This is a genomic window from Rhodococcus sp. NPDC127527, assembly GCF_042672245.1.
Taxonomy (GTDB): Bacteria; Actinomycetota; Actinomycetes; order Mycobacteriales; family Mycobacteriaceae; genus Rhodococcus_G.
Genome location: NZ_JBHXVP010000003.1, coordinates 284,691 through 301,874, shown reverse-complemented (window position 1 = coordinate 301,874; position 17,184 = coordinate 284,691). Strand labels below are relative to the sequence as shown.

Genomic DNA, 17,184 nt, shown 5'->3' with positions numbered 1-17,184 from the left:
TCGCGGGGTGGTGCTGGGGCGAATTTGACGCGTTCTCTTAGTTTGCCTTCAGGTTGCTGCCCACACCGTGGAATCGGGCCCGGCGAGTCGGCCGTTACCTGGGGCAATTGCCAGCCCACGCTCAGGTAGTTCTCAGGCCCGAGGTGGACCCTGGGAGCCATGAGTGCCCGACCCGATGCCCGACAGCCCGCGACCGCCGGATCCGTCCCGGTGAACCGCCCCTCGCGGGTCCGCCGAGCCATCGCCGCATCCGGAATCGTCGGCGCGATCGGCCTCGGGTCCCTCGCCGCCGCCCCGCTCGCGGCGGCCGACACCGCGCCGCCGCCCGTCAGCGCCGGCAGCGGCGCCTTCGACGTGATCTCCGGTGGATCCTGACGCCGGTGACACACAAGGCCTCGAAGAGCCGGTCCCTGTGGGGTGTCCGGGCGGCGGTGGTCGTCACCGAACCCGACCTGCTGGACTCGGCCTGGCACCTGGTTCGCGGACACCTGGCGGTCGCCGACGTCGCCGTGAGCGACACCAGGGAGGATTCCGAGATCCGGGCGCTAAACCAATCGGACGGCCGGCCGTTCTCGGCGAGTGCCGCTCTCGTACAACAGGTTCGGCGTGCCCTCGCGGCAGCCGAGCTCACCGACGGCCTCGTCGACCCGACCGCAGGTTCGGCCCGGCCGAGGGCCTGGCGCTCGGTCGTGGTGCACGACCATCTGATCACCGTGCCCACCGGCATCACCCTCAACCTGGACGCGACCTCGCGGGCGGCCACGGCGGACCAGTGCGCCGAGGCGGTCTCCACCCTGCTCGGCTGCGGCGTCCTGGTCAGCCTCGGCGGCGACGTGGCCACCGCGGGCCCGGATCCGTCCGACGGCTGGCAGATCAAGGTCGAGGACCTGCCCGGGGACCCGTCCTGTCAGGTCTCGATCCCGTCCGGGTCCGGACTGGCCACCGCCAGCACCGTCACGCCCCTGCACCCCGACCCCACCGATCCCCCGTACTGGCGCACGGCCAGCGTGGTGGCGGGGTCCGCGTGCACCGCGGCGGCGGTGAGCCGGGCCGCGGTGTGGGCGGGTGCGAGCGGGGCGGACTGGCTCGAGACGCTGGGACTGCCCGCCCGCATGGTGGACCGGGAGTTCCGGGTCCGACTACTCGGCGGCTGGCCGTAACCGCGGCTGCGCCGCAGTGGTGCGGATACGGAGTCCAGACTGTCCGTATCCGCACCACTGCGCGTCAGCGCATCAGCGCAGCGCCTGCTCCACGTCGGCGAGCAGGTCCGCGGCGTCCTCGATACCGACCGACAGGCGCACCAGGTCCTCCGGCACCTCGAGCGCCGAACCTGCCGTCGAGGCGTGGGTCATCGCACCGGGGTGCTCGATCAGCGACTCGACGCCGCCCAGGGACTCGGCGAGCGTGAAAATCTCTGTGCGCGAGCAGAAGTCGAGCGCGGCCTGCTTGCCGCCTGCCAGACGCACGGAGATCATGCCGCCGAAGCGCCGCATCTGCTTGCTCGCGACCAGGTGACCCGGGTGCGACTCGAGGCCCGGGTAGATCACCTGGGAGACGGCCTTGTGCCCGGCGAGAAGCTCGACGATCTGCTCGGCGTTCTCGCTGTGCCGCTCCATCCGCAGCGCCAGGGTCTTGATCCCGCGCATGGTCAGGTAGGCGTCGAACGGTCCGGGCACGGCGCCGGCACCGTTCTGCAGGAACGCGAACTTCGCGTCGAGTTCCTCGTCGTCGGTCACCAGCGCACCGCCCACCACGTCGGAGTGCCCGCCGATGTACTTGGTCGTCGAGTGCAGCGCGATGTCCGCACCGAGAGCCAGCGGCTGCTGCAGGTACGGAGAAGCAAAGGTGTTGTCCACCACGATCTTTGCGCCCGCATCGTGCGCGACCGCGGACAGCGCCTCGATGTCGCCGATGTTGAGCAGCGGGTTGGTCGGGGTCTCGACCCACACCAGCTTGGTGTTCGGCCGGATCGCGGCCCGCACGGCGTCGACGTCGGAGACCGCCGCGGGCGTGTACTCGATGCCCCACTGGGTGAACACCTTGTCGATCAGCCGGAACGTTCCGCCGTAGGCGTCGTTCGGGATCACCAGGTGATCGCCCGGACGCAGCGCCGAACGCAGCAGGCAGTCGGTCGCCGCCATGCCCGACGCGAAGGCGCGACCGAAGGTGCCGCCCTCGAGCGCCGCCAGGTTGGCCTCCAGCGGTCGGCGGGTCGGGTTGCCGGTGCGCGCGTACTCGAAGCCGTTGCGCATCCCGCCGACGCCGTCCTGCGCGAAGGTCGAACTGGCGTAGATCGGCACGTTGACCGCGCCGGTCTGCGGATCCGGCTCGTAGCCGGCGTGGACGGCCCTGGTGGAGAATCCGTGCTGGTCGCTGCTGCGCTGCTCGCTCATGCCGGTAAGCCTAGCGAGCCGCCAGTTTCCGAGTAACTCGCCATTACGCCCCCGCGCTGAGGAATCCGAGCAGGTCGTGCCGGGTGATGACGCCGACCGGCTTGCCGTCGTCGACGACCATCAGCGCGTCCGACTCGCCGAGCGCCTTCGTCGCGGCGGTCACCGGCTCGCCCGAGCCGATCAGCGGGAACGGCGCGCTCATGTGCTTGGCCACCGGGTCCGCGAGCTGCGCGCGGCCCTCGAACACCGCCGAGAGCAGGTCGCGCTCGGTGACGCTGCCTGCGACCTCGCCTGCCATCACCGGCGGCTCGGCCCCGACGACCGGCATCTGCGAGACGCCGTACTCGCGCAGGATCTCGATGGCATCACGCAGGGTCTCCGAGGGGTGCGTGTGCACCAGGTCCGGCAGCTCGCCGGACTTGCCGCGCAGCACGTCCCCGACGGTCGGCTCGTGGACCTTGCCGTCCAGCGGGCTGCGCAGGAAGCCGTAGGAGGCCATCCACTTGTCGTTGAAGATCTTCGAGAGGTAGCCGCGGCCACCGTCGGGCAGCAGTACGACGACCACCGCGTCCGGGTCGCGCTCGGCCACGCGCAGGGCCGCGACGACTGCCATGCCGCAGGAGCCGCCGACCAGCAGGCCCTCCTCGCGGGCCAGGCGACGGGTCATGTCGAAGGAGTCGGCGTCGGAGACCGCGATGATCTCGTCCGGGATCGACGGGTCGTAGGCGGTGGGCCAGAAGTCCTCGCCGACGCCCTCGACGAGGTACGGCCGACCGGTCCCGCCGGAGTACACCGAGCCCTCCGGGTCGGCGCCGACGACCTTGACCTTCCCGCCGGAGACCTCCTTGAGGTAGCGGCCGGTGCCGGTGATGGTGCCGCCGGTGCCGACGCCCGCCACGAAGTGGGTGATCTTGCCCTCGGTGTCGCGCCAGATCTCCGGGCCGGTGGTCTCGTAGTGACTCTCCGGTCCGCCCGGGTTCGAGTACTGGTCCGGCTTCCAGGCCCCGGGGATCTCCTTCACGAGCCGGTCGGAGACGTTGTAGTAGCTGTCCGGGTGGTCCGGCGCGACGGCGGTCGGGCAGACCACGACGTCGGCTCCGTAGGCCTTGAGGACGTTGCGCTTGTCCTCGCTGACCTTGTCGGGGCACACGAACACGCACTTGTAGCCCCGCTGCTGCGCCACCAGAGCCAGGCCGATACCCGTGTTCCCGGAGGTCGGCTCGACGATGGTGCCGCCCGGCTTCAGTGCACCCGAGGCCTCCGCCGCGTCGACCATCTTGACCGCGATGCGGTCCTTCGAGCTGCCGCCCGGGTTGAGGTACTCGATCTTCGCCGCGACCAGGCCGGAACCGGGTTCGACCACCGAGTTCAGCTTGACCAGCGGAGTGTTTCCGATGAGGTCCACGACGTGATCCGCGATGCGCATGCCTCCATGGTCCCAGAGCGCGCGGCCGCGGCAACACGTGGACCGCTCAGCGGGGCACAACGCGGCGATCGGCACTAGATTCGGGGTGACAGTTTCGTGTGCCGAGGGGGGATGGTCGCGGTGCCCAGCAGCGGATGGAAGACCGCCACGAAGGCCGGTGCGGCGGCGGTCGTGGCGGGGTCCTCGGCGGGCACGGCGTCGTGGGCGCTCTACAACTACCTGATGGGGCAGGCCTCCACCGCGCGCGGTGTGATCGGCCGCAACGTGACCAAGCCACCCGAGGCCGACGGCGTGTACACACCGGGGTGCGGGGCCCCGCAGCCGTGGTGGCCCGGCGTGGACTGGGACATCTATCTAATGATCTTCGGCGACTCGACCGCGGCGGGGGTGGGCTGCACCAGCGCAGACGAGGTACCGGGGGTCCGGCTGGCGCGCGGCCTCGCCGAGGAGACCGGCAAGCGGGTGCGGCTGAGCACCAAGGCCATCGCGGGCGCCACCTCGAAGGGACTGGAGGGGCAGGTCGACGCGATGTTCATCGCCGGGCCGCCGCCGGACGCCGCCGTGATCCTGATCGGCGCGAACGACGTCACCGCGAAGAACGCGATCCACGCCTCGGCTCGGCGACTGCGCGACGCGGCGATGCGGCTTCGCCTCGCCGGCAGCGTCGTCGTGGTCGGCACCTGTCCCGACCTCGGTGTCATCGGGGCGATCCCGCAGCCCCTGCGCACGGTGGTCAGGCGGTGGGGCCGCCTGCTGGCCCGCGCACAGACCGCGGCGACACTGGAGGCGGGCGGGCATCCGGTCGCGCTGGCGGACCTGCTGGCCCCCGAGTTCCTGGCCGCCCCCGACGCGATGTTCTCCGCGGACCGTTTCCACCCGTCGGCCGCGGGCTACGAACTCGCGGCCAAACAGCTGTTGCCCGTCCTCGCCGCGGCTCTCGGCGAGTGGGACGGCGGTCCGCTACCCGTTCTCCCCGAGGTGTCCGAGGCCGCGGAGGCCCAGCGGATCGGGTCGCGAATCAGCGCCGCTGCCAACCACTTCCTGCTTCGCCGCGGCCTCGACCGGCACCCGGCGGAGGCGGGCAACGGCGCCGATGGGGGCCTCGCCGAACCGCGCGCGGCAGCGCCCGAAGCCGTCGATGGCCGACTACATCGTCAGCGCGCGGAAAGCGCCACGTAACGTCTGAGCCAAACACCCGTGTTTCGCGTCGTACACACAAGCAGAGAAAAAGGAGTACTCCATGCCTGAGGCAGTCATTGTCTCCGCCGTGCGCTCACCCATCGGCCGCGCCGGAAAGGGTTCGCTCAAGGACATTCGCCCGGACGATCTGGCCGCACAGATGGTCGCCGCCGCCCTCGCGAAGATCCCGGAGCTCGACCCCACCGAGATCGACGACCTGATCATGGGTTGTGGCCAGCCGGGCGGACAGTCCGGCTACAACATCGCCAAGGTCGTCGCCACCACGCTCGGGTACGACTACCTGCCCGGTGTGACCGTCAACCGCTACTGCTCCTCGTCGCTGCAGACCACCCGGATGGCCATGCACGCCATCCGCGCGGGCGAGGGTGACGTGTTCATCTCCGCCGGCGTCGAGTCCGTGTCCAGCTTCGCCACCGGCAGCGCCGACGGCTGGCCGAACACCAAGAACGCCCTGTACGCCGACGCCCAGGCTCGCACCGAGCTGGCCACCCAGGGCGGCGTCACGTGGACCGACCCCCGCGATGCCGGCATCCTGCCCGACATCTACATCGCGATGGGCCAGACCGCGGAGAACGTCGCGTCCCTGACCGGCATCAGCCGTGAGGACCAGGACCACTGGGGCGTCCGTTCGCAGAACCGCGCGGAGGAGGCCATCAACCGCGGCTTCTTCGAGAAGGAGATCACCCCGGTGACCCTCGCCGACGGCACCGTCGTCTCCACCGACGACGGCCCGCGCGCCGGCACCTCGTACGACAAGATCAGCCAGCTCAAGCCGGTCTTCCGTCCCGACGGCACCGTCACCGCCGGCAACGCCTGCCCGCTCAACGACGGCGCGGCCGCGCTCGTCATCATGAGCGACACCAAGGCCAAGGCCCTCGGCCTGACCCCGCTGGCTCGCGTCGTGTCCACCGCCGCCACCGGCCTGTCCCCCGAGATCATGGGCCTCGGCCCGATCGAGGCCGTCAAGAAGGCCCTCGGCTACGCGAAGATGACCACCTCGGACATCGACCTGTACGAGATCAACGAGGCCTTCGCGGTGCAGGTGCTGGGCTCGGCCCGCGCGCTGAACCTCGACGAGGACAAGATCAACGTCTCCGGCGGCGCCATCGCGATCGGCCACCCGTTCGGCATGACCGGTGCCCGCATCACCAACACCCTGCTCAACAACCTGCGTGAGCAGGACAAGACCTTCGGCGTCGAGACCATGTGCGTCGGCGGCGGCCAGGGCATGGCGATGGTGCTGGAGCGCCTGAGCTGATCGTCTCCGCCGAACGGGCGGTCACCGGGTATCCCCTTCAGGCGATGCTCAGGTGACCGCCCGTTCGGCGATCATCTCGCCGATCGGCAGCGCAGACGTGGCCGCAGGTGAGGGCGCGTTGACGACGTGCACCATCCGGTCGGTGGCCCGGATGAGGAAGTCGTGCACGAAAGTGCCGTCGGCGAGGACCGCCTGGGCCCGGATGCCGGCGTGCTTGTCGCGGAGGTCGTCGAGTTCGAGCGACGGACAGTACTTCCGGCACTCCTCGAGGTACCCGCGTTTGAAGACGGCGTTGCGCAGTTCGCGGATCCCCGTGCGCACGTTCGCGGCCGCGACCCGGCGCAGCCCCGGGAAACGCAGCATCTCCGCGACGTCGCCGATCTCGACGCCGAACGGCCGATACTTCTCCCGCGCGAACCCGAGGACGGCGTTGGGGCCGACAGTGATGCGGCCGTCGACGGTCGGGCTCAGGTGCACGCCCAGGAACGGCAGGTCGGGATCCGGGATCGGGTAGATCAGGTGACGCACGATCGACGACTTCTCCGGTCGCAGCCGGTAGTACTCACCGCGGAACGGCACGATCTGGAAGTCGGTGTGCAGCCCGGCGAGCCGCGCGATCCGGTCTGCCTGCAGCCCGGCACACGCGATCAGCGTGCGGGCGGTCAGTGTCGCGTCCCCGGCGCAGACCGTCACCCCGTCCGCCCGCTCGACGATCTCGGTGACTGCGCAGCCAGTGCGGACCTCGCCGCCCGCCACTGCGATCTCCTCGGCGAGGGCGGCGCACACCTGCCGGTAGTCGATGATCCCGGTGGCCGTGACCAGCAGTGCCGCCACCCCGGACACCAGCGGCTCGCGGTCGCGGAGTTCGACGGCGCCGAGGCGTTCGTGGTCGATGCCGTTGACCCGCGCGCGTTCGACGAGCCGCTCCATCCGCCCCAACTCGGTCGCGTCGGTCGCGACCAGGAGTTTGCCGGTGACCCGGTACTCGATGCCGTGCGCGTCGGCGAACCGCTTCGTCGCCTCCGCGCCGCGCTTGCAGAGGTCTGCTTTCAGGCTGCCCGGCTCGTAGTAGATCCCGGCGTGGATGACGCCGCTGTTGTGCCCGGTCTGGTGGACACCGACTCCGTCCTCCTTCTCGAGCACCACCACCGATGCGCCGGGTTGCCGTCGCAGGATTGCCCGCGCCGTCGCGAGCCCGACGATCCCGGCACCGATGATGCAGTGGTCGAAGGTCATGGCACGATAATGCCCCCACGGACGCCGAACGGGCGGTTGTCGGGCAGGCCCCTCGGCCGATGTCCCGACAACCGCCCGTTCGCGGTTCAGCGCTTGTGACTAGTCGCTGTTGAAGTAGCTCAGCAGTCGCAGGATCTCGACGTACAGCCACACCAGGGTGACGGTGAGGCCGAACGCGACGCCCCACGCCGCCTTCTCCGGCGCCTGCGCGCGGATCAGCTGGTCGGCGGCGTCGAAGTCCAGCAGGAAGCTGAACGCGGCGATGCCGATGCAGACGAGGCTGAAGATGATCGCGAACGTGCCGCCGTCACGCAGGCCCATCCCGCCGGGGGTGAAGAAGCTGGCGATCAGGTTGCCGAGCGCGAGCACCAGGACGCCGATGAGGGCTCCGACGATCATCCGGGTCAGCCGCGGCGTGACCCGGATGGCGCCGGTCTTGTAGACCACGAGCATGCCGAAGAACACGCCGAAGGTACCGAGCACGGCCTGCCCGATCAGCATCGACGCGTCCGCGCCCTGGAGTTGGAACGTGAACATGAACGACAGCGCACCCAGGAACACGCCCTCACAGGCGGCATAGGCGAGCACGATCGCCGGGTTGTCCATCTTCCGGCCGAACGTCGCGACCATCACCAGCACGAAGCCGACGAGTCCGCCGCCGATCACGAACGGCGGCGCGAGGGCGGCATTCGAGTTGACGAGCACGTAGGAGATGATCGCCGCGACGGACAGCACACCGAGGGTGATACCGGTCTTGGTGACCACGTCGTCGATCGTCATGGCCCGCTGCGCGGGGCCGGTCGTGTAGGGCTCGGCCTGGGTGTACTGGGGCTGGCCGAACTGCTGAGTCATCTGCCCGGCGCCCGCCGTGGCAGAACCGAACGAGGCGTATCCGCCCTCCTGCTTGGGGAGGTTGCGGAACACCGGGTTGCTGGTGGTGCGCACCGTGCGTGTCCCTTCTTTCGTTGCCCCTTGCGGGGCCCGTCGCGCCATTGTGGCCCGACCGCCGCGGGTTCGCACCCGCTCTTGATTGGTCAAACGACCGGCATCCGCCGGTAAGTTCCCGGCGTGACCAGCACGACCGAAACCGCGGCCGGACAAAACGGACTCTACCGGTCCACCCTGCTCGGGGCAGTACCCCTCGGAGGAAGCCCTACTCCCCCTTGACGGAGCGGGTGACGGTGAACTTCGGATTTCGCGCGATCACCTCGGTCCGACCGACGGCGCCGCGCAGCGCCCCCCGGTAGCCGAGGTGCGAGTTGTAGACGGTCCACAGTTCGCCGCCGGGACGCAGTACCCGCCCGGCGGCCCGGAACATCGCCAGCGCCGCGCCGGTGTGCACCGCGGCCCCGACGTGGAACGGCGGATTGCACACCACCAGGTCCACCGAGCCGTCGCCGAGGGTGGACATGGCGTCGTCACGCAGGGCGGTCACCCGGTCGCCGACGCCGTTCGCCGCGGCGGTCGCCGCGGTGGAATCGACCGCGGCGATCGACTGGTCGGTCGCGACCACTCGAAGTCCGGGCCGGGCTCGGGCCAGTTCGACCGCGAGAATGCCGGTGCCGCACCCGAGGTCGACAGCAGTCTCGGCGCTCGGGTCCATCCGGGGCAACGATGCGAGCAGGAAGCGGGTACCGATGTCGAGCCTGGTCCCCGCGAACGCGGCACCGTGCGCGACGACCTCGAGGTCGAGTTCCTCGATCCGTTCGCGCAGCGGAAAGGTCGGCTCGTGGGGAACGGGCAGCACACCACGCGCGACGAGCACCCGGGACTTCTGCCGGGCGAGGGTTGCGTGGACGTCGGCGAAACTGCGGCCGAGCACCTCGTTCATCGCGACCGTCAGGTGCTTGATGCGACCGCCCGCGTACACCACCACGTCCCGATCGGCGTACCGGGCGATCGCCTCGGCGATCTCGGCGAGCGCGGTGAGACTGCGCGGCAGCTGCAGCAGTACGACGGCCGCGCCGGTCAGCAGCTCCGCGCCGAGCGCGCAGTTCCGGTAGCCGGCGAGTCCGGCACGCTCCGCGTTGAAGGCCAGAGCCTGCTCGCCGGTGAGCGGATCCTGGTGCACCCGAACGTTGTTCGCGCCGAACCCCGACACGGCACCGAGGGTGAGCGCGCCGTACCGGTCGCCGACCACCACGACCGTCCCGGACCGTGCGGCCTGCAGCGTCTGCCCCGCCTCGTCCAGGATCAGTCGATCGGCACTGTCGGCGGCGAACAGGTTCGGCGCCTCCACGTCGGGGAAGCGCCGCAACTGGGCGAGGAGTTCTTCGGGAACCGGCACGCGGTCCAGTGTTTCAGGTGACTCGGCGGGCTACCGCGACACCCAGCTGACCACCCCGTCCGGGTCTGCCCGGGTGGTGCGGAAGCCGTTCACCGGGTGATCGGTGTCCGGGTAGCCGAACGAGATGGCGCACACGACGTTTCGCCCCTCGGGGATGTCGAAGAAGTCGCGCAGGTAGGGCGAGCAGCCGGCCAGCGCGGCCTGCGGGATGGTGGCGACGCCGAGGCTCTGGGCGGCGAGCAGGAAGGTCCCGACGTACAGCCCGCAGTCCACCGCGCCGTAGGTGCCGAGCGCGTCGTCGGTGGTCACGACCGCCACGTGAGGCGCGTCGAACAGGTCGAAGTTGCGCATGGTCTGCTGGGCCGAGGCAGCACGGTCGCCCGCGATGCCGAGGCTCGAGTAGAGCTGCATTGCACACTCGCGGCGCCGGTCGCGGTACACGCCGCGATATTCTCGAGGAAACTCGATGTCACTGGCCTGCGTGACGGTGCGCATCGCCTCGGCGAGCCCGGCCCGGAACCGGTCGGTGGCCTCGCCCTCGGTGATCGCGACCTGCCAGGGCTGGGTGTTGCACCAGGACGGGGTGCGCTGCGCCAGTGCGAGGATCTGCTCGATCACCTCGCGGCGCACCTGTTGCGGCAGGAATGCGCGGCAGCTGTAGCGGGTGTCGAGCAGTTCGGTGAGGGTCTGCGCGACGAGGGCCGTCTCGGTCACTGGTCGTTGTGCCCGTTGCCGGTCCACGTGACGGTGACGCCGTTGTCGCGCAACCACTTTGCCGGGTCGACCTTGGTTCCGGTCGTGTCCCAGACCTCGAAGTGCAGGTGCGGTCCGGTGGACTCGCCGCGGTTGCCGACGGTCGCGATCTGCTGGCCCGCGACTACCTGCTGACCCACCGTCACCTGGTAGTCGTTGACGTGGCCGTAAACGGTGATGGTGCGGTCCTCGTGCATCACCCGCACCCACTGGCCGAATCCCGAAGCCGGGCCGGCGGAGATGACCGTGCCGTCGGCGGCCGCCCGAATCGGCGTCCCGATGGGGGCGGCGATGTCGAGTCCGCCGTGGTGGGCGCCCCATCGCGACCCGAAGTCGGACGTCAGCGTCCCCGAGACGGGCTGCACGGTGCGCGCCTTGAGCGGGCTGAACTGCTTGGCCTGGTCGTCGACCCACTGCCGCGCCGTCGCGAATCCGGGAATCGAGTCGGCGGCCGGAACGTCGGGCACCTCGATCGAGGTCGGCAGCTCGACGCCCGCGGGCAGCAGATTCGTCACCTCGGTGGGCAGCGTAGGCAGCTGGATGGGTGCGGCCGAGGCGCTGGCCGCCCCGAGCTGAGCCCCACCGGCGAGGATCGCGCCGGTGGCGGCGGCGACCGTCGCGGCCTTCACGCCCGCGCCGCTGCCCGCGGCCTGCGCGCGGTGACGTCCGCGCATCGCGTCCGGATCGATGCGAAACGCCGTCACGTGCCTGTTCGACCTGCGGTGATCTCCCACGGTGCGGTACCTCATCCGTTGTCGGCTGACGGGGCGCCAAATAGTGCGCACCGTTTGTCCGCGTCCGAACATAACAAAACGGTATCGACAGCGTCCACCGTTACCGGATCTTTATGCCAAACCGGTCAGGAACCCCAGGTCACGCCGACGCCACGGTCGGCGAGCCACTGGCTCGGGTTCATCCGGTGGCCGTTGGGGTCCCACACCTCGAAGTGCAGGTGCGGCCCGGTCGACTCGCCGCGGCTGCCCACGGTCGCGATCTGCTGGCCGGCCTCGACCCGCTGGCCGACACTCACGAGATAGGTCTCGACGTGGCCGTACACGGTGACGACCCCGTCGTCGTGCCGAACCCGGACCCACTGGCCGAAACCGGACGCGGGCCCCGCCGAGATGACCTCGCCGGCCGCCGCGGACTTGATCGGCGCGCCCATCGGGGCGGCGATGTCGATGCCGCCGTGCCGGGTGCCCCAGCGTGCGCCGTATCCGGAGCTCAGGGTGCCCGCGACGGGCTGGACCGTCAGCGACCTCGGCGCGGCACTGCCCCCACCGAAGGAGCCGACCAGGTCCGTCAGCCACTGACCGGCCGGACCGGCGGGCGCCTCCACCGGCGGGAGAACGACGCCCGCGGGCAGGACACCGGGGGCGACCTGCAGCGGTGCAGCGGAGGCGCTCGCGGCGCCGAGCTGGACGCCGCCCGCCACGACGGCGCCGGTCGCGATGGCGACCGTTGCGATCTTGAGGTGGGTGGTCAGTGCGCGAGAACGATTGAACGTCCTGTGGTGAATAGCCACAGTTTCTTTCCTTCATCTTCGTCGGCTCGGCCGGCTCCGCTTCCGCGGTCCGGTCCGTCGTCGCCCACGAAGGTAACGACTTGGTATCAAGTCGTCGATTGTGACCAAATGTTTATTAAACTATGATCTTGCTGTACGACGTAAGGTAAACGCCGTGCCCAGCGGCTATGCAGATTTCACGAGTTTCCCGTGACGCCGGTCACTTGACGGCCGGTCTGGCCGATTTCGGTGCGGAACCCTGGAGCCGAGACACGGCTCAACACGCACAAACACCCCCGGCCCGCACCCTGGTTCGGATGCGGGCCGGGGAGCGACACATGCCCCGAAACGACCAATGTCCGCCGCGCCGGTGAGGCGGGCGGACATCGTGCATGCGTCGCGACTACGAGCCGATGGCATCCTTGACCAGGTTCGTCAGAACCTGCGCGAGAACGCCGATGAGAATGGTTTCCGCGCTGCCCATGTGTGCTCCTTCTGCTGCTGTGTCAGTGTGTCGTCGAAGACGGTACGGGACCGAGGCGTCCTGTATGTGAGTTTTAACTGAACAATCGTCCAACTGAATGAACGGGCGCACGAGTCACGCGGTGCCGGCACAGAACGACACCACTGCCGTGCCCCCAGTCGGACTCGAACCGACACTTGGCGGATTTTAAGTCCCTCCGTAGGCCGCAGTGGAGCGAAGCTGAGCGAGTCGACCAGCGCGTTCGGGAAGCCCAGCGAAGCGGACGACGGGGCGGCGAAGCGCGAGTTGTGACAACCGTGTGACAACTCGCGCTGCCGACGATTCACACCGATCGACGACCGGCGAATCGCGAATCAGGTTGATGGACAGATGGTTCACCCTGTGCCACGATCGCCACCACAACAGAAAAGGACCCCGGCGAGCGCGCCAACGCTCCCGGGGCATGGCCGAACTGACAAGGAGTTCGACGTGACAGAGCATACCCATGCCCAAGGTGGGATTCAGCGTGGTCCACGCCGCGCCGATCGCTTCACCATCCTCTCCAACGCCGTCCTCAACGACGCCCGTCTGAGCTTCCGCGCTCGCGGCGTCCTGATGTGGCTCCTCTCGAAGCCCGCCGACTGGCGAACCCGATCCGAAGCGATCGCCGACCAGTCGCCGACCGAGGGCCGTGACGCGATCCGCACCGCGATGCGCGAGCTCGAAGGGCTGGGCTACCTCGTCCGCGAGAAGGTCCAAGATGATCGCGGCCGCTGGCACACACTCCAGACCATTTACGAGGAGCCGGTGACCGCGGCCGCTCCGGGGCCTGAGAAAACGACTCACGGTCAGTCCGACGGCGGCCAGTCCGGCGCTTTCACAAAGGACGGAGCACATAGGACTGAGACAAACGACAACCCTGCCCCGCTGCGCGGTCGCGGCACGCGGCAGTGCGCTGAGGCCAGATTCATGTTGTCGTTGTCGGAGAAGTCCCGGGAGAGCCTCGCCGCGGCCGACCAGTCGCTCGCCAACCTCGAGGCAGCCACCCTTGCCGCGGGCCTGCCCGCCTCGTACGCCCGGACGAAGGCCACCCAGCGCGGCGAGATCCTCGCGATGATCGACCTCCATGGCATCCCCGCCCTGGTCGACGCCGCGAAACGCGCACACCGCGAAGAGAACCCGACGATGCACGTGCACGGCTGGATCCGCCTGTGGAAGGCGTTGCCGCTCCCCCGCCCGGTCCGACCCGCTGCGCCGTTGTGCGGTAGCTGCGTCGAGGGCTGGCTCGACGACGACGAGGACGGTCGCGCCGTCCGCTGCTCATGCCGCACCACCGGAGCGGGGGCGAGCTCGTGACCATCGCCCGCCAACTAGCCCAGCTCCTCGCCGCGTCGCAGACGCGCCTGACCGATGAGCTCCACGCCACCGATCCCGATCGCACCGCGGCCCTCGGCTACGCCCGCGCTCTCCGGGCACTTGAGGACGAACTCCGCCAGCTCGCCACCTGCCTTCACGAAGGAGACCAGCCGTGACCCGTTTCGCCGCCGCGTGCACGTACGTGATCGCCGTCCTGGCGTTCGCCCTGAGTTACAGCAACCTCGCCGCCCTCGCGGCGCGCGCCGGCTACGGCACGGAGATGGCGCATGTCTGGCCTCTCGCCGTCGATGGTCTCGCGGTCGTCGCGACGGCCGCCGTGATGCGCCTGCGTTCGTCGCGCCTCTACGCCTGGTTGCTGCTCGTCGCGTCGACGGTCGTGTCGATCGTCGCGGGCGCCGCGGCGCACCTCCTACCGGCGGGCCCGCTCCCCGGGTGGGCTGGCGCGGCCGTCGCGGTCGTGCCGCCGCTGTGTCTGCTCGTCGCGCCGCACCTCGCCGTGCAGCTGCACCGCGACGCAGCGGCCGCGCCGGTCGAGGTCGAGGTCGAGGACCAGGGCGACGCAGCGGATGTGACGCGGCCCGACGCGCCGAATGGCGGCGCGCCAAAGCCTGTCGCGGTGACGCACGTAGTGAAGCTGGACGCGCCAGCGCCGGACTGCACCCCTGACGCGGCCCTGTTCGACCTGGTACGTGACGCACCCGCGCGACGTACGCGACGACGCGGCAGCGTCACGGCCGAGCAGCGCGCCAAGGTGCTGCGTCTCGCCGCGACTACCCCCATGTCGGGACGAGACATCGCCGACGCGGCCGGTACCTCCGAGGCGTCGGTGCGCCGAATCCTCGGCGCCGCCGGTGGCCGTGACGCGCTACAGCATCACGGCGCACCAGAACTCGCCACCGCTGCGACGGGATGACCTGTGGCACGCGGGCCGGCGCAGGGGGTCGGCCCGCGATGCCCAGTTCGTCTGGCCCCAGTGCGGAGTGTCGTTCATTCGACTGACCCGCCCGGTTCGTCTGATTGGATGCGGGGCATGACGAAGTTGCGTGCCCTCACCGGAGGGCTGCTATTGCTCTCACTCTCGTTCGTGACTGCGTGTGGTTCGAGTGAATCCAGTGGCGCTGCACCGACCATGAGCGACCGCGACTACGCCTACGCAGTCGCGCACGAGGTCTACGGCAAGAGTATGGCGGCGGCTGACGCGGCAGCTGATCGACCGGACGCGGTCAAAGCGACGGTGGCCATGGGAGAGGCCAATTGCGACGTACTTCGCCAGTTCACCAAGTCTGGCGTACTCACATCCTCAAAGGGTGACACCTCGACGAATGCAGACACCCTCGACCCACTCGTGGCCAAGCAGGCGCGGGAGTTCGGGCGAACTGAGCAGCAGGTCCGGACTGGGTATCTGCTGAGCTCACAATTCAAGTGCAGTGAGTATGCCGAGATGCTCCAGTCGTACGACCGGGTATCCCGAGCATTAGGGAAGTAGGGCCGGCGGCCGGTGGCCATGCGTCGCAATGAAAGTGACGGTGTCGTTCATTCGACCGACTGCCCGGTTCGTCTGATTGGATGCGGGCATGAAAAGGATAATTGCGACAGGAGCTGCCGTGGCCGGCGTCCTCATGCTCGCGGGCTGCGGCTCCAATGACACGTCGAGCGACTCCGCCATCGCTGACGTAAGTACCACGAGCCGAGCTGTAGCAACAACTACCGCCGCACCCACTCTCGCAACAGTCGGCCAGCAGGTCAGGAACGGCGGTTTGGCGATCACCGTCAACTCGGTCACTGCGGCCCACGACATCTCCTACACCAAGGAGACGTACCGAAACGTCTACGAGACCAAGACCGCACGCAACGGCGGCCAGTTCATCATCGTCTCGACCAAGGTTGAAAACGTAGGCAGTAAAAGCCTGGACCTTACCTGCGGATACGCGGTCGCAAACCTCCTCGCCGACGAATCGAAGCGGCAGTTCGACACGATCGACAGCCTCTACCGCGTCGAGGGCAACCCCGAGTGCAACGACAACCTACAGCCGGGGTTCTCCGCTGACATGAAATACGTCTACGAAATCCCCAGCAGCGCCCGGCCGATGTTCTTTGGTTTCTACGATCCGTCAACGCAGAGTGCCAAGCAGGTCAAGTTCATTGACACCGGATCTGTCCCGCCGCCGGCCTAGTTCTCCCACCGGCCTTCCTGTGGCTGCGCTCCGGTACACGGTGGCCGGTAGGGGTGATGGCCCCGCACTCGCAACATTCGTGCGTCCGGTGCCCGAGGCGCGGCGAGTTGAGTGCACGGCATGACACAGCAGCGACTGCTACCACAGCAGTCATCGCGATACCCACAACCAACCGCGCACTACAGACAGGACACAGGCCATGAAGACCTACGTGAACAGCCCCGGAGTCCGGGCATCAATCCTCGCGGGCATCGTTGTCCTCATTGCCGCGATCGTCGCCCCCAGCTGGTACATCGCAGCACTCGCTGTCGTGTGGCTGATCGTCACCACCGTGGCGGTCGTCAAGGTCAACCACCAGGGTGGCCGCTGATGGCGCGCCTGGGGCCGCGTCGTGTCCAGGTGGCGATCCGGCTCACCGACGAGCAGGTCGAGTCCCTCGACCGGCAGGCCACCGCGGAGGGGCTCCTCACCAAGAGTGGGGAGCCCAACCGCTCCGAGCTCGTGCGCATCCTCCTCGAGTACGCGCGCGAGAACATGCCCGCGAACTGGCGGCCCGAAGGCTACGACCGCGAGCGCGGCGTCCGGAACTGACTTGGAGGCGAGCATGATCCGTGAACGGTCCCTCGGACTCGCCGCGTGTTCGGCAATCGCCGCTGCCGTCCTCGGCGTCGTCGGCAGCATCGCCATCGGCACCGTCGCGGGCGGTGTGGTGTGGGTGCTCGTCGGTGGCGGCGCGGCGGCGTACCTGCTCGCGGTCCGGCGACGAACACGCGCGGCGGAGAATTCCGTCATCGCCACCCGGGCGGACGAGCAGAACGCTCGCTACCTCGAGGGTGACGCCTCGGGCCTGTATAGCGACCACAGCCCGACGGACCTCGACGGCCCGGAGCGCAGCTAGCACCACCGTTCGCGCTGCGACTGCAGCCCGGTGCACGGCGGCGTGTAGATCACTGCGCCGCACGTCCGGCATTCGTGCGTCCGGTGCCCGAGGCGCGGCGAGCACGCACAGGCCTGCCAGCCGACCAGCACCCGCCGCGGCCCGAGCCGGTGCCCGCGGGGGCAGTGACTCGGGGACGTCTCGATGAGCGGGGCCATGTCCCGAGCTTAGTTCGA

The 17,184-nt window shown here is 69.3% G+C and carries 21 protein-coding genes; 11 read left to right on the top strand and 10 right to left on the bottom strand.

Annotation, left to right across the window (positions count from 1 at the left end; genetic code table 11):
- The first annotated feature begins 159 nt into the window (after positions 1-159).
- Both ACFVH2_RS07315 and ACFVH2_RS07310 read left to right on the top strand, forming a co-directional pair.
- Positions 160-375, top strand: a complete 216-nt coding sequence (locus ACFVH2_RS07315; protein ID WP_378420181.1) for a hypothetical protein — start codon at positions 160-162, stop codon at positions 373-375.
- Positions 376-380: 5 nt separating this feature from the next.
- On the top strand, positions 381-1,160 hold the full coding sequence (locus ACFVH2_RS07310; RefSeq protein WP_378420182.1) for an FAD:protein FMN transferase: 780 nt from the start codon (positions 381-383) through the stop codon (positions 1,158-1,160).
- Between the two features lie 72 nt (positions 1,161-1,232).
- On the opposite strand, the gene ACFVH2_RS07305 is transcribed toward ACFVH2_RS07310, so the two are convergent.
- Together ACFVH2_RS07305 and ACFVH2_RS07300 are read right to left on the bottom strand one after the other, a co-directional pair.
- Positions 1,233-2,393, bottom strand: a complete 1,161-nt coding sequence (locus ACFVH2_RS07305; RefSeq protein ID WP_378420183.1) for a cystathionine gamma-synthase — start codon at positions 2,391-2,393, stop codon at positions 1,233-1,235.
- Positions 2,394-2,436: 43 nt separating this feature from the next.
- Positions 2,437-3,819, bottom strand: a complete 1,383-nt coding sequence (locus tag ACFVH2_RS07300; protein ID WP_378420184.1) for a cystathionine beta-synthase — start codon at positions 3,817-3,819, stop codon at positions 2,437-2,439.
- A gap of 111 nt (positions 3,820-3,930) precedes the next feature.
- On the opposite strand from ACFVH2_RS07300, the gene ACFVH2_RS07295 reads away from it, so the two are divergent.
- Together ACFVH2_RS07295 and ACFVH2_RS07290 are read left to right on the top strand one after the other, a co-directional pair.
- Positions 3,931-4,998, top strand: a complete 1,068-nt coding sequence (locus ACFVH2_RS07295) for an SGNH/GDSL hydrolase family protein (protein WP_378420185.1) — start codon at positions 3,931-3,933, stop codon at positions 4,996-4,998.
- A 61-nt stretch (positions 4,999-5,059) separates the two neighbouring features.
- A complete protein-coding gene (locus ACFVH2_RS07290) occupies positions 5,060-6,277 on the top strand; it encodes an acetyl-CoA C-acetyltransferase (RefSeq protein ID WP_378420186.1) in 1,218 nt (405 codons plus the stop codon).
- 48 nt (positions 6,278-6,325) lie between these two features.
- On the opposite strand, the gene lhgO is transcribed toward ACFVH2_RS07290, so the two are convergent.
- From lhgO to ACFVH2_RS07260, 6 genes are all read right to left on the bottom strand, one after another.
- The gene (gene lhgO / locus ACFVH2_RS07285; RefSeq protein WP_378420187.1) at positions 6,326-7,513 is read right to left on the bottom strand and encodes an L-2-hydroxyglutarate oxidase; all 1,188 of its coding nucleotides are present in this window, start codon (positions 7,511-7,513) and stop codon (positions 6,326-6,328) included.
- 99 nt (positions 7,514-7,612) lie between these two features.
- Entirely contained in the window at positions 7,613-8,458 is an 846-nt protein-coding gene (locus ACFVH2_RS07280; protein ID WP_378420188.1) for a Bax inhibitor-1/YccA family protein, read from the bottom strand.
- 208 nt (positions 8,459-8,666) lie between these two features.
- Entirely contained in the window at positions 8,667-9,800 is a 1,134-nt protein-coding gene (locus tag ACFVH2_RS07275) for a methyltransferase (RefSeq protein WP_378420189.1), read from the bottom strand.
- A gap of 30 nt (positions 9,801-9,830) precedes the next feature.
- Positions 9,831-10,514 carry a nitroreductase gene (locus ACFVH2_RS07270; RefSeq protein WP_378420190.1) on the bottom strand — a complete coding sequence of 228 codons (684 nt, stop codon included), beginning with the start codon at positions 10,512-10,514 and terminating at the stop codon, positions 9,831-9,833.
- A complete protein-coding gene (locus ACFVH2_RS07265; RefSeq protein WP_378420191.1) occupies positions 10,511-11,287 on the bottom strand; it encodes a M23 family metallopeptidase in 777 nt (258 codons plus the stop codon). Before ACFVH2_RS07265 ends, ACFVH2_RS07270 begins: the two co-directional genes overlap by 4 nt.
- Positions 11,288-11,412: 125 nt before the next feature.
- Positions 11,413-12,078, bottom strand: a complete 666-nt coding sequence (locus tag ACFVH2_RS07260) for a M23 family metallopeptidase (protein WP_378420192.1) — start codon at positions 12,076-12,078, stop codon at positions 11,413-11,415.
- A 931-nt stretch (positions 12,079-13,009) separates the two neighbouring features.
- Between ACFVH2_RS07260 and ACFVH2_RS07255 the strand changes: the two genes are divergently transcribed.
- The gene (locus ACFVH2_RS07255; RefSeq protein WP_378420193.1) at positions 13,010-13,876 is read left to right on the top strand and encodes a replication protein; all 867 of its coding nucleotides are present in this window, start codon (positions 13,010-13,012) and stop codon (positions 13,874-13,876) included.
- A 14-nt stretch (positions 13,877-13,890) separates the two neighbouring features.
- Here ACFVH2_RS07255 and ACFVH2_RS07250 read toward each other — a convergent pair whose 3' ends face one another.
- Entirely contained in the window at positions 13,891-14,034 is a 144-nt protein-coding gene (locus tag ACFVH2_RS07250; RefSeq protein WP_378420194.1) for a hypothetical protein, read from the bottom strand.
- 14 nt (positions 14,035-14,048) lie between these two features.
- Between ACFVH2_RS07250 and ACFVH2_RS07245 the strand changes: the two genes are divergently transcribed.
- From ACFVH2_RS07245 to ACFVH2_RS07220, 6 genes are all read left to right on the top strand, one after another.
- Positions 14,049-14,810 (top strand): DUF2637 domain-containing protein, encoded by a 762-nt coding sequence (locus ACFVH2_RS07245; RefSeq protein ID WP_378420195.1) that lies wholly within the window; start codon positions 14,049-14,051, stop codon positions 14,808-14,810.
- A gap of 117 nt (positions 14,811-14,927) precedes the next feature.
- Positions 14,928-15,383, top strand: coding sequence for a hypothetical protein (locus tag ACFVH2_RS07240; protein WP_378420196.1), 456 nt, complete (start codon positions 14,928-14,930; stop codon positions 15,381-15,383).
- A 118-nt stretch (positions 15,384-15,501) separates the two neighbouring features.
- Complete coding sequence (locus ACFVH2_RS07235; RefSeq protein ID WP_378420197.1) at positions 15,502-16,071, top strand: DUF4352 domain-containing protein; 570 nt, start codon at positions 15,502-15,504, stop codon at positions 16,069-16,071.
- Positions 16,072-16,270: 199 nt separating this feature from the next.
- Complete coding sequence (locus ACFVH2_RS07230) at positions 16,271-16,441, top strand: hypothetical protein (RefSeq protein ID WP_378420198.1); 171 nt, start codon at positions 16,271-16,273, stop codon at positions 16,439-16,441.
- Positions 16,441-16,662, top strand: coding sequence for a hypothetical protein (locus ACFVH2_RS07225; RefSeq protein WP_378420199.1), 222 nt, complete (start codon positions 16,441-16,443; stop codon positions 16,660-16,662). Before ACFVH2_RS07230 ends, ACFVH2_RS07225 begins: the two co-directional genes overlap by 1 nt.
- A gap of 13 nt (positions 16,663-16,675) precedes the next feature.
- Positions 16,676-16,969, top strand: a complete 294-nt coding sequence (locus tag ACFVH2_RS07220; RefSeq protein ID WP_378420200.1) for a hypothetical protein — start codon at positions 16,676-16,678, stop codon at positions 16,967-16,969.
- On the opposite strand, the gene ACFVH2_RS07215 is transcribed toward ACFVH2_RS07220, so the two are convergent.
- Positions 16,966-17,166, bottom strand: coding sequence for a hypothetical protein (locus ACFVH2_RS07215; RefSeq protein ID WP_378420201.1), 201 nt, complete (start codon positions 17,164-17,166; stop codon positions 16,966-16,968). The two genes, ACFVH2_RS07220 and ACFVH2_RS07215, sit on opposite strands and share 4 nt — an antisense overlap.
- Between the last annotated feature and the right edge of the window lie 18 nt (positions 17,167-17,184).

Excerpts from the sequence above, each read along its gene's own strand:
- ACFVH2_RS07300 (WP_378420184.1), bottom strand. The coding sequence starts at position 3,819 with ATGCGCATCGCGGATCACGTCGTGGACCTCATCGGAAACACTCCGCTG.
- ACFVH2_RS07290 (WP_378420186.1), top strand. The coding sequence starts at position 5,060 with ATGCCTGAGGCAGTCATTGTCTCCGCCGTGCGCTCACCCATCGGCCGC.
- ACFVH2_RS07230 (WP_378420198.1), top strand. The coding sequence starts at position 16,271 with ATGAAGACCTACGTGAACAGCCCCGGAGTCCGGGCATCAATCCTCGCG.
- lhgO (WP_378420187.1), bottom strand. The coding sequence starts at position 7,513 with ATGACCTTCGACCACTGCATCATCGGTGCCGGGATCGTCGGGCTCGCG.
- ACFVH2_RS07215 (WP_378420201.1), bottom strand. The coding sequence starts at position 17,166 with ATGGCCCCGCTCATCGAGACGTCCCCGAGTCACTGCCCCCGCGGGCAC.
- ACFVH2_RS07315 (WP_378420181.1), top strand. The coding sequence starts at position 160 with ATGAGTGCCCGACCCGATGCCCGACAGCCCGCGACCGCCGGATCCGTC.
- ACFVH2_RS07225 (WP_378420199.1), top strand. The coding sequence starts at position 16,441 with ATGGCGCGCCTGGGGCCGCGTCGTGTCCAGGTGGCGATCCGGCTCACC.
- ACFVH2_RS07295 (WP_378420185.1), top strand. The coding sequence starts at position 3,931 with ATGGTCGCGGTGCCCAGCAGCGGATGGAAGACCGCCACGAAGGCCGGT.
- ACFVH2_RS07305 (WP_378420183.1), bottom strand. The coding sequence starts at position 2,393 with ATGAGCGAGCAGCGCAGCAGCGACCAGCACGGATTCTCCACCAGGGCC.
- ACFVH2_RS07240 (WP_378420196.1), top strand. The coding sequence starts at position 14,928 with ATGACGAAGTTGCGTGCCCTCACCGGAGGGCTGCTATTGCTCTCACTC.
- ACFVH2_RS07220 (WP_378420200.1), top strand. The coding sequence starts at position 16,676 with ATGATCCGTGAACGGTCCCTCGGACTCGCCGCGTGTTCGGCAATCGCC.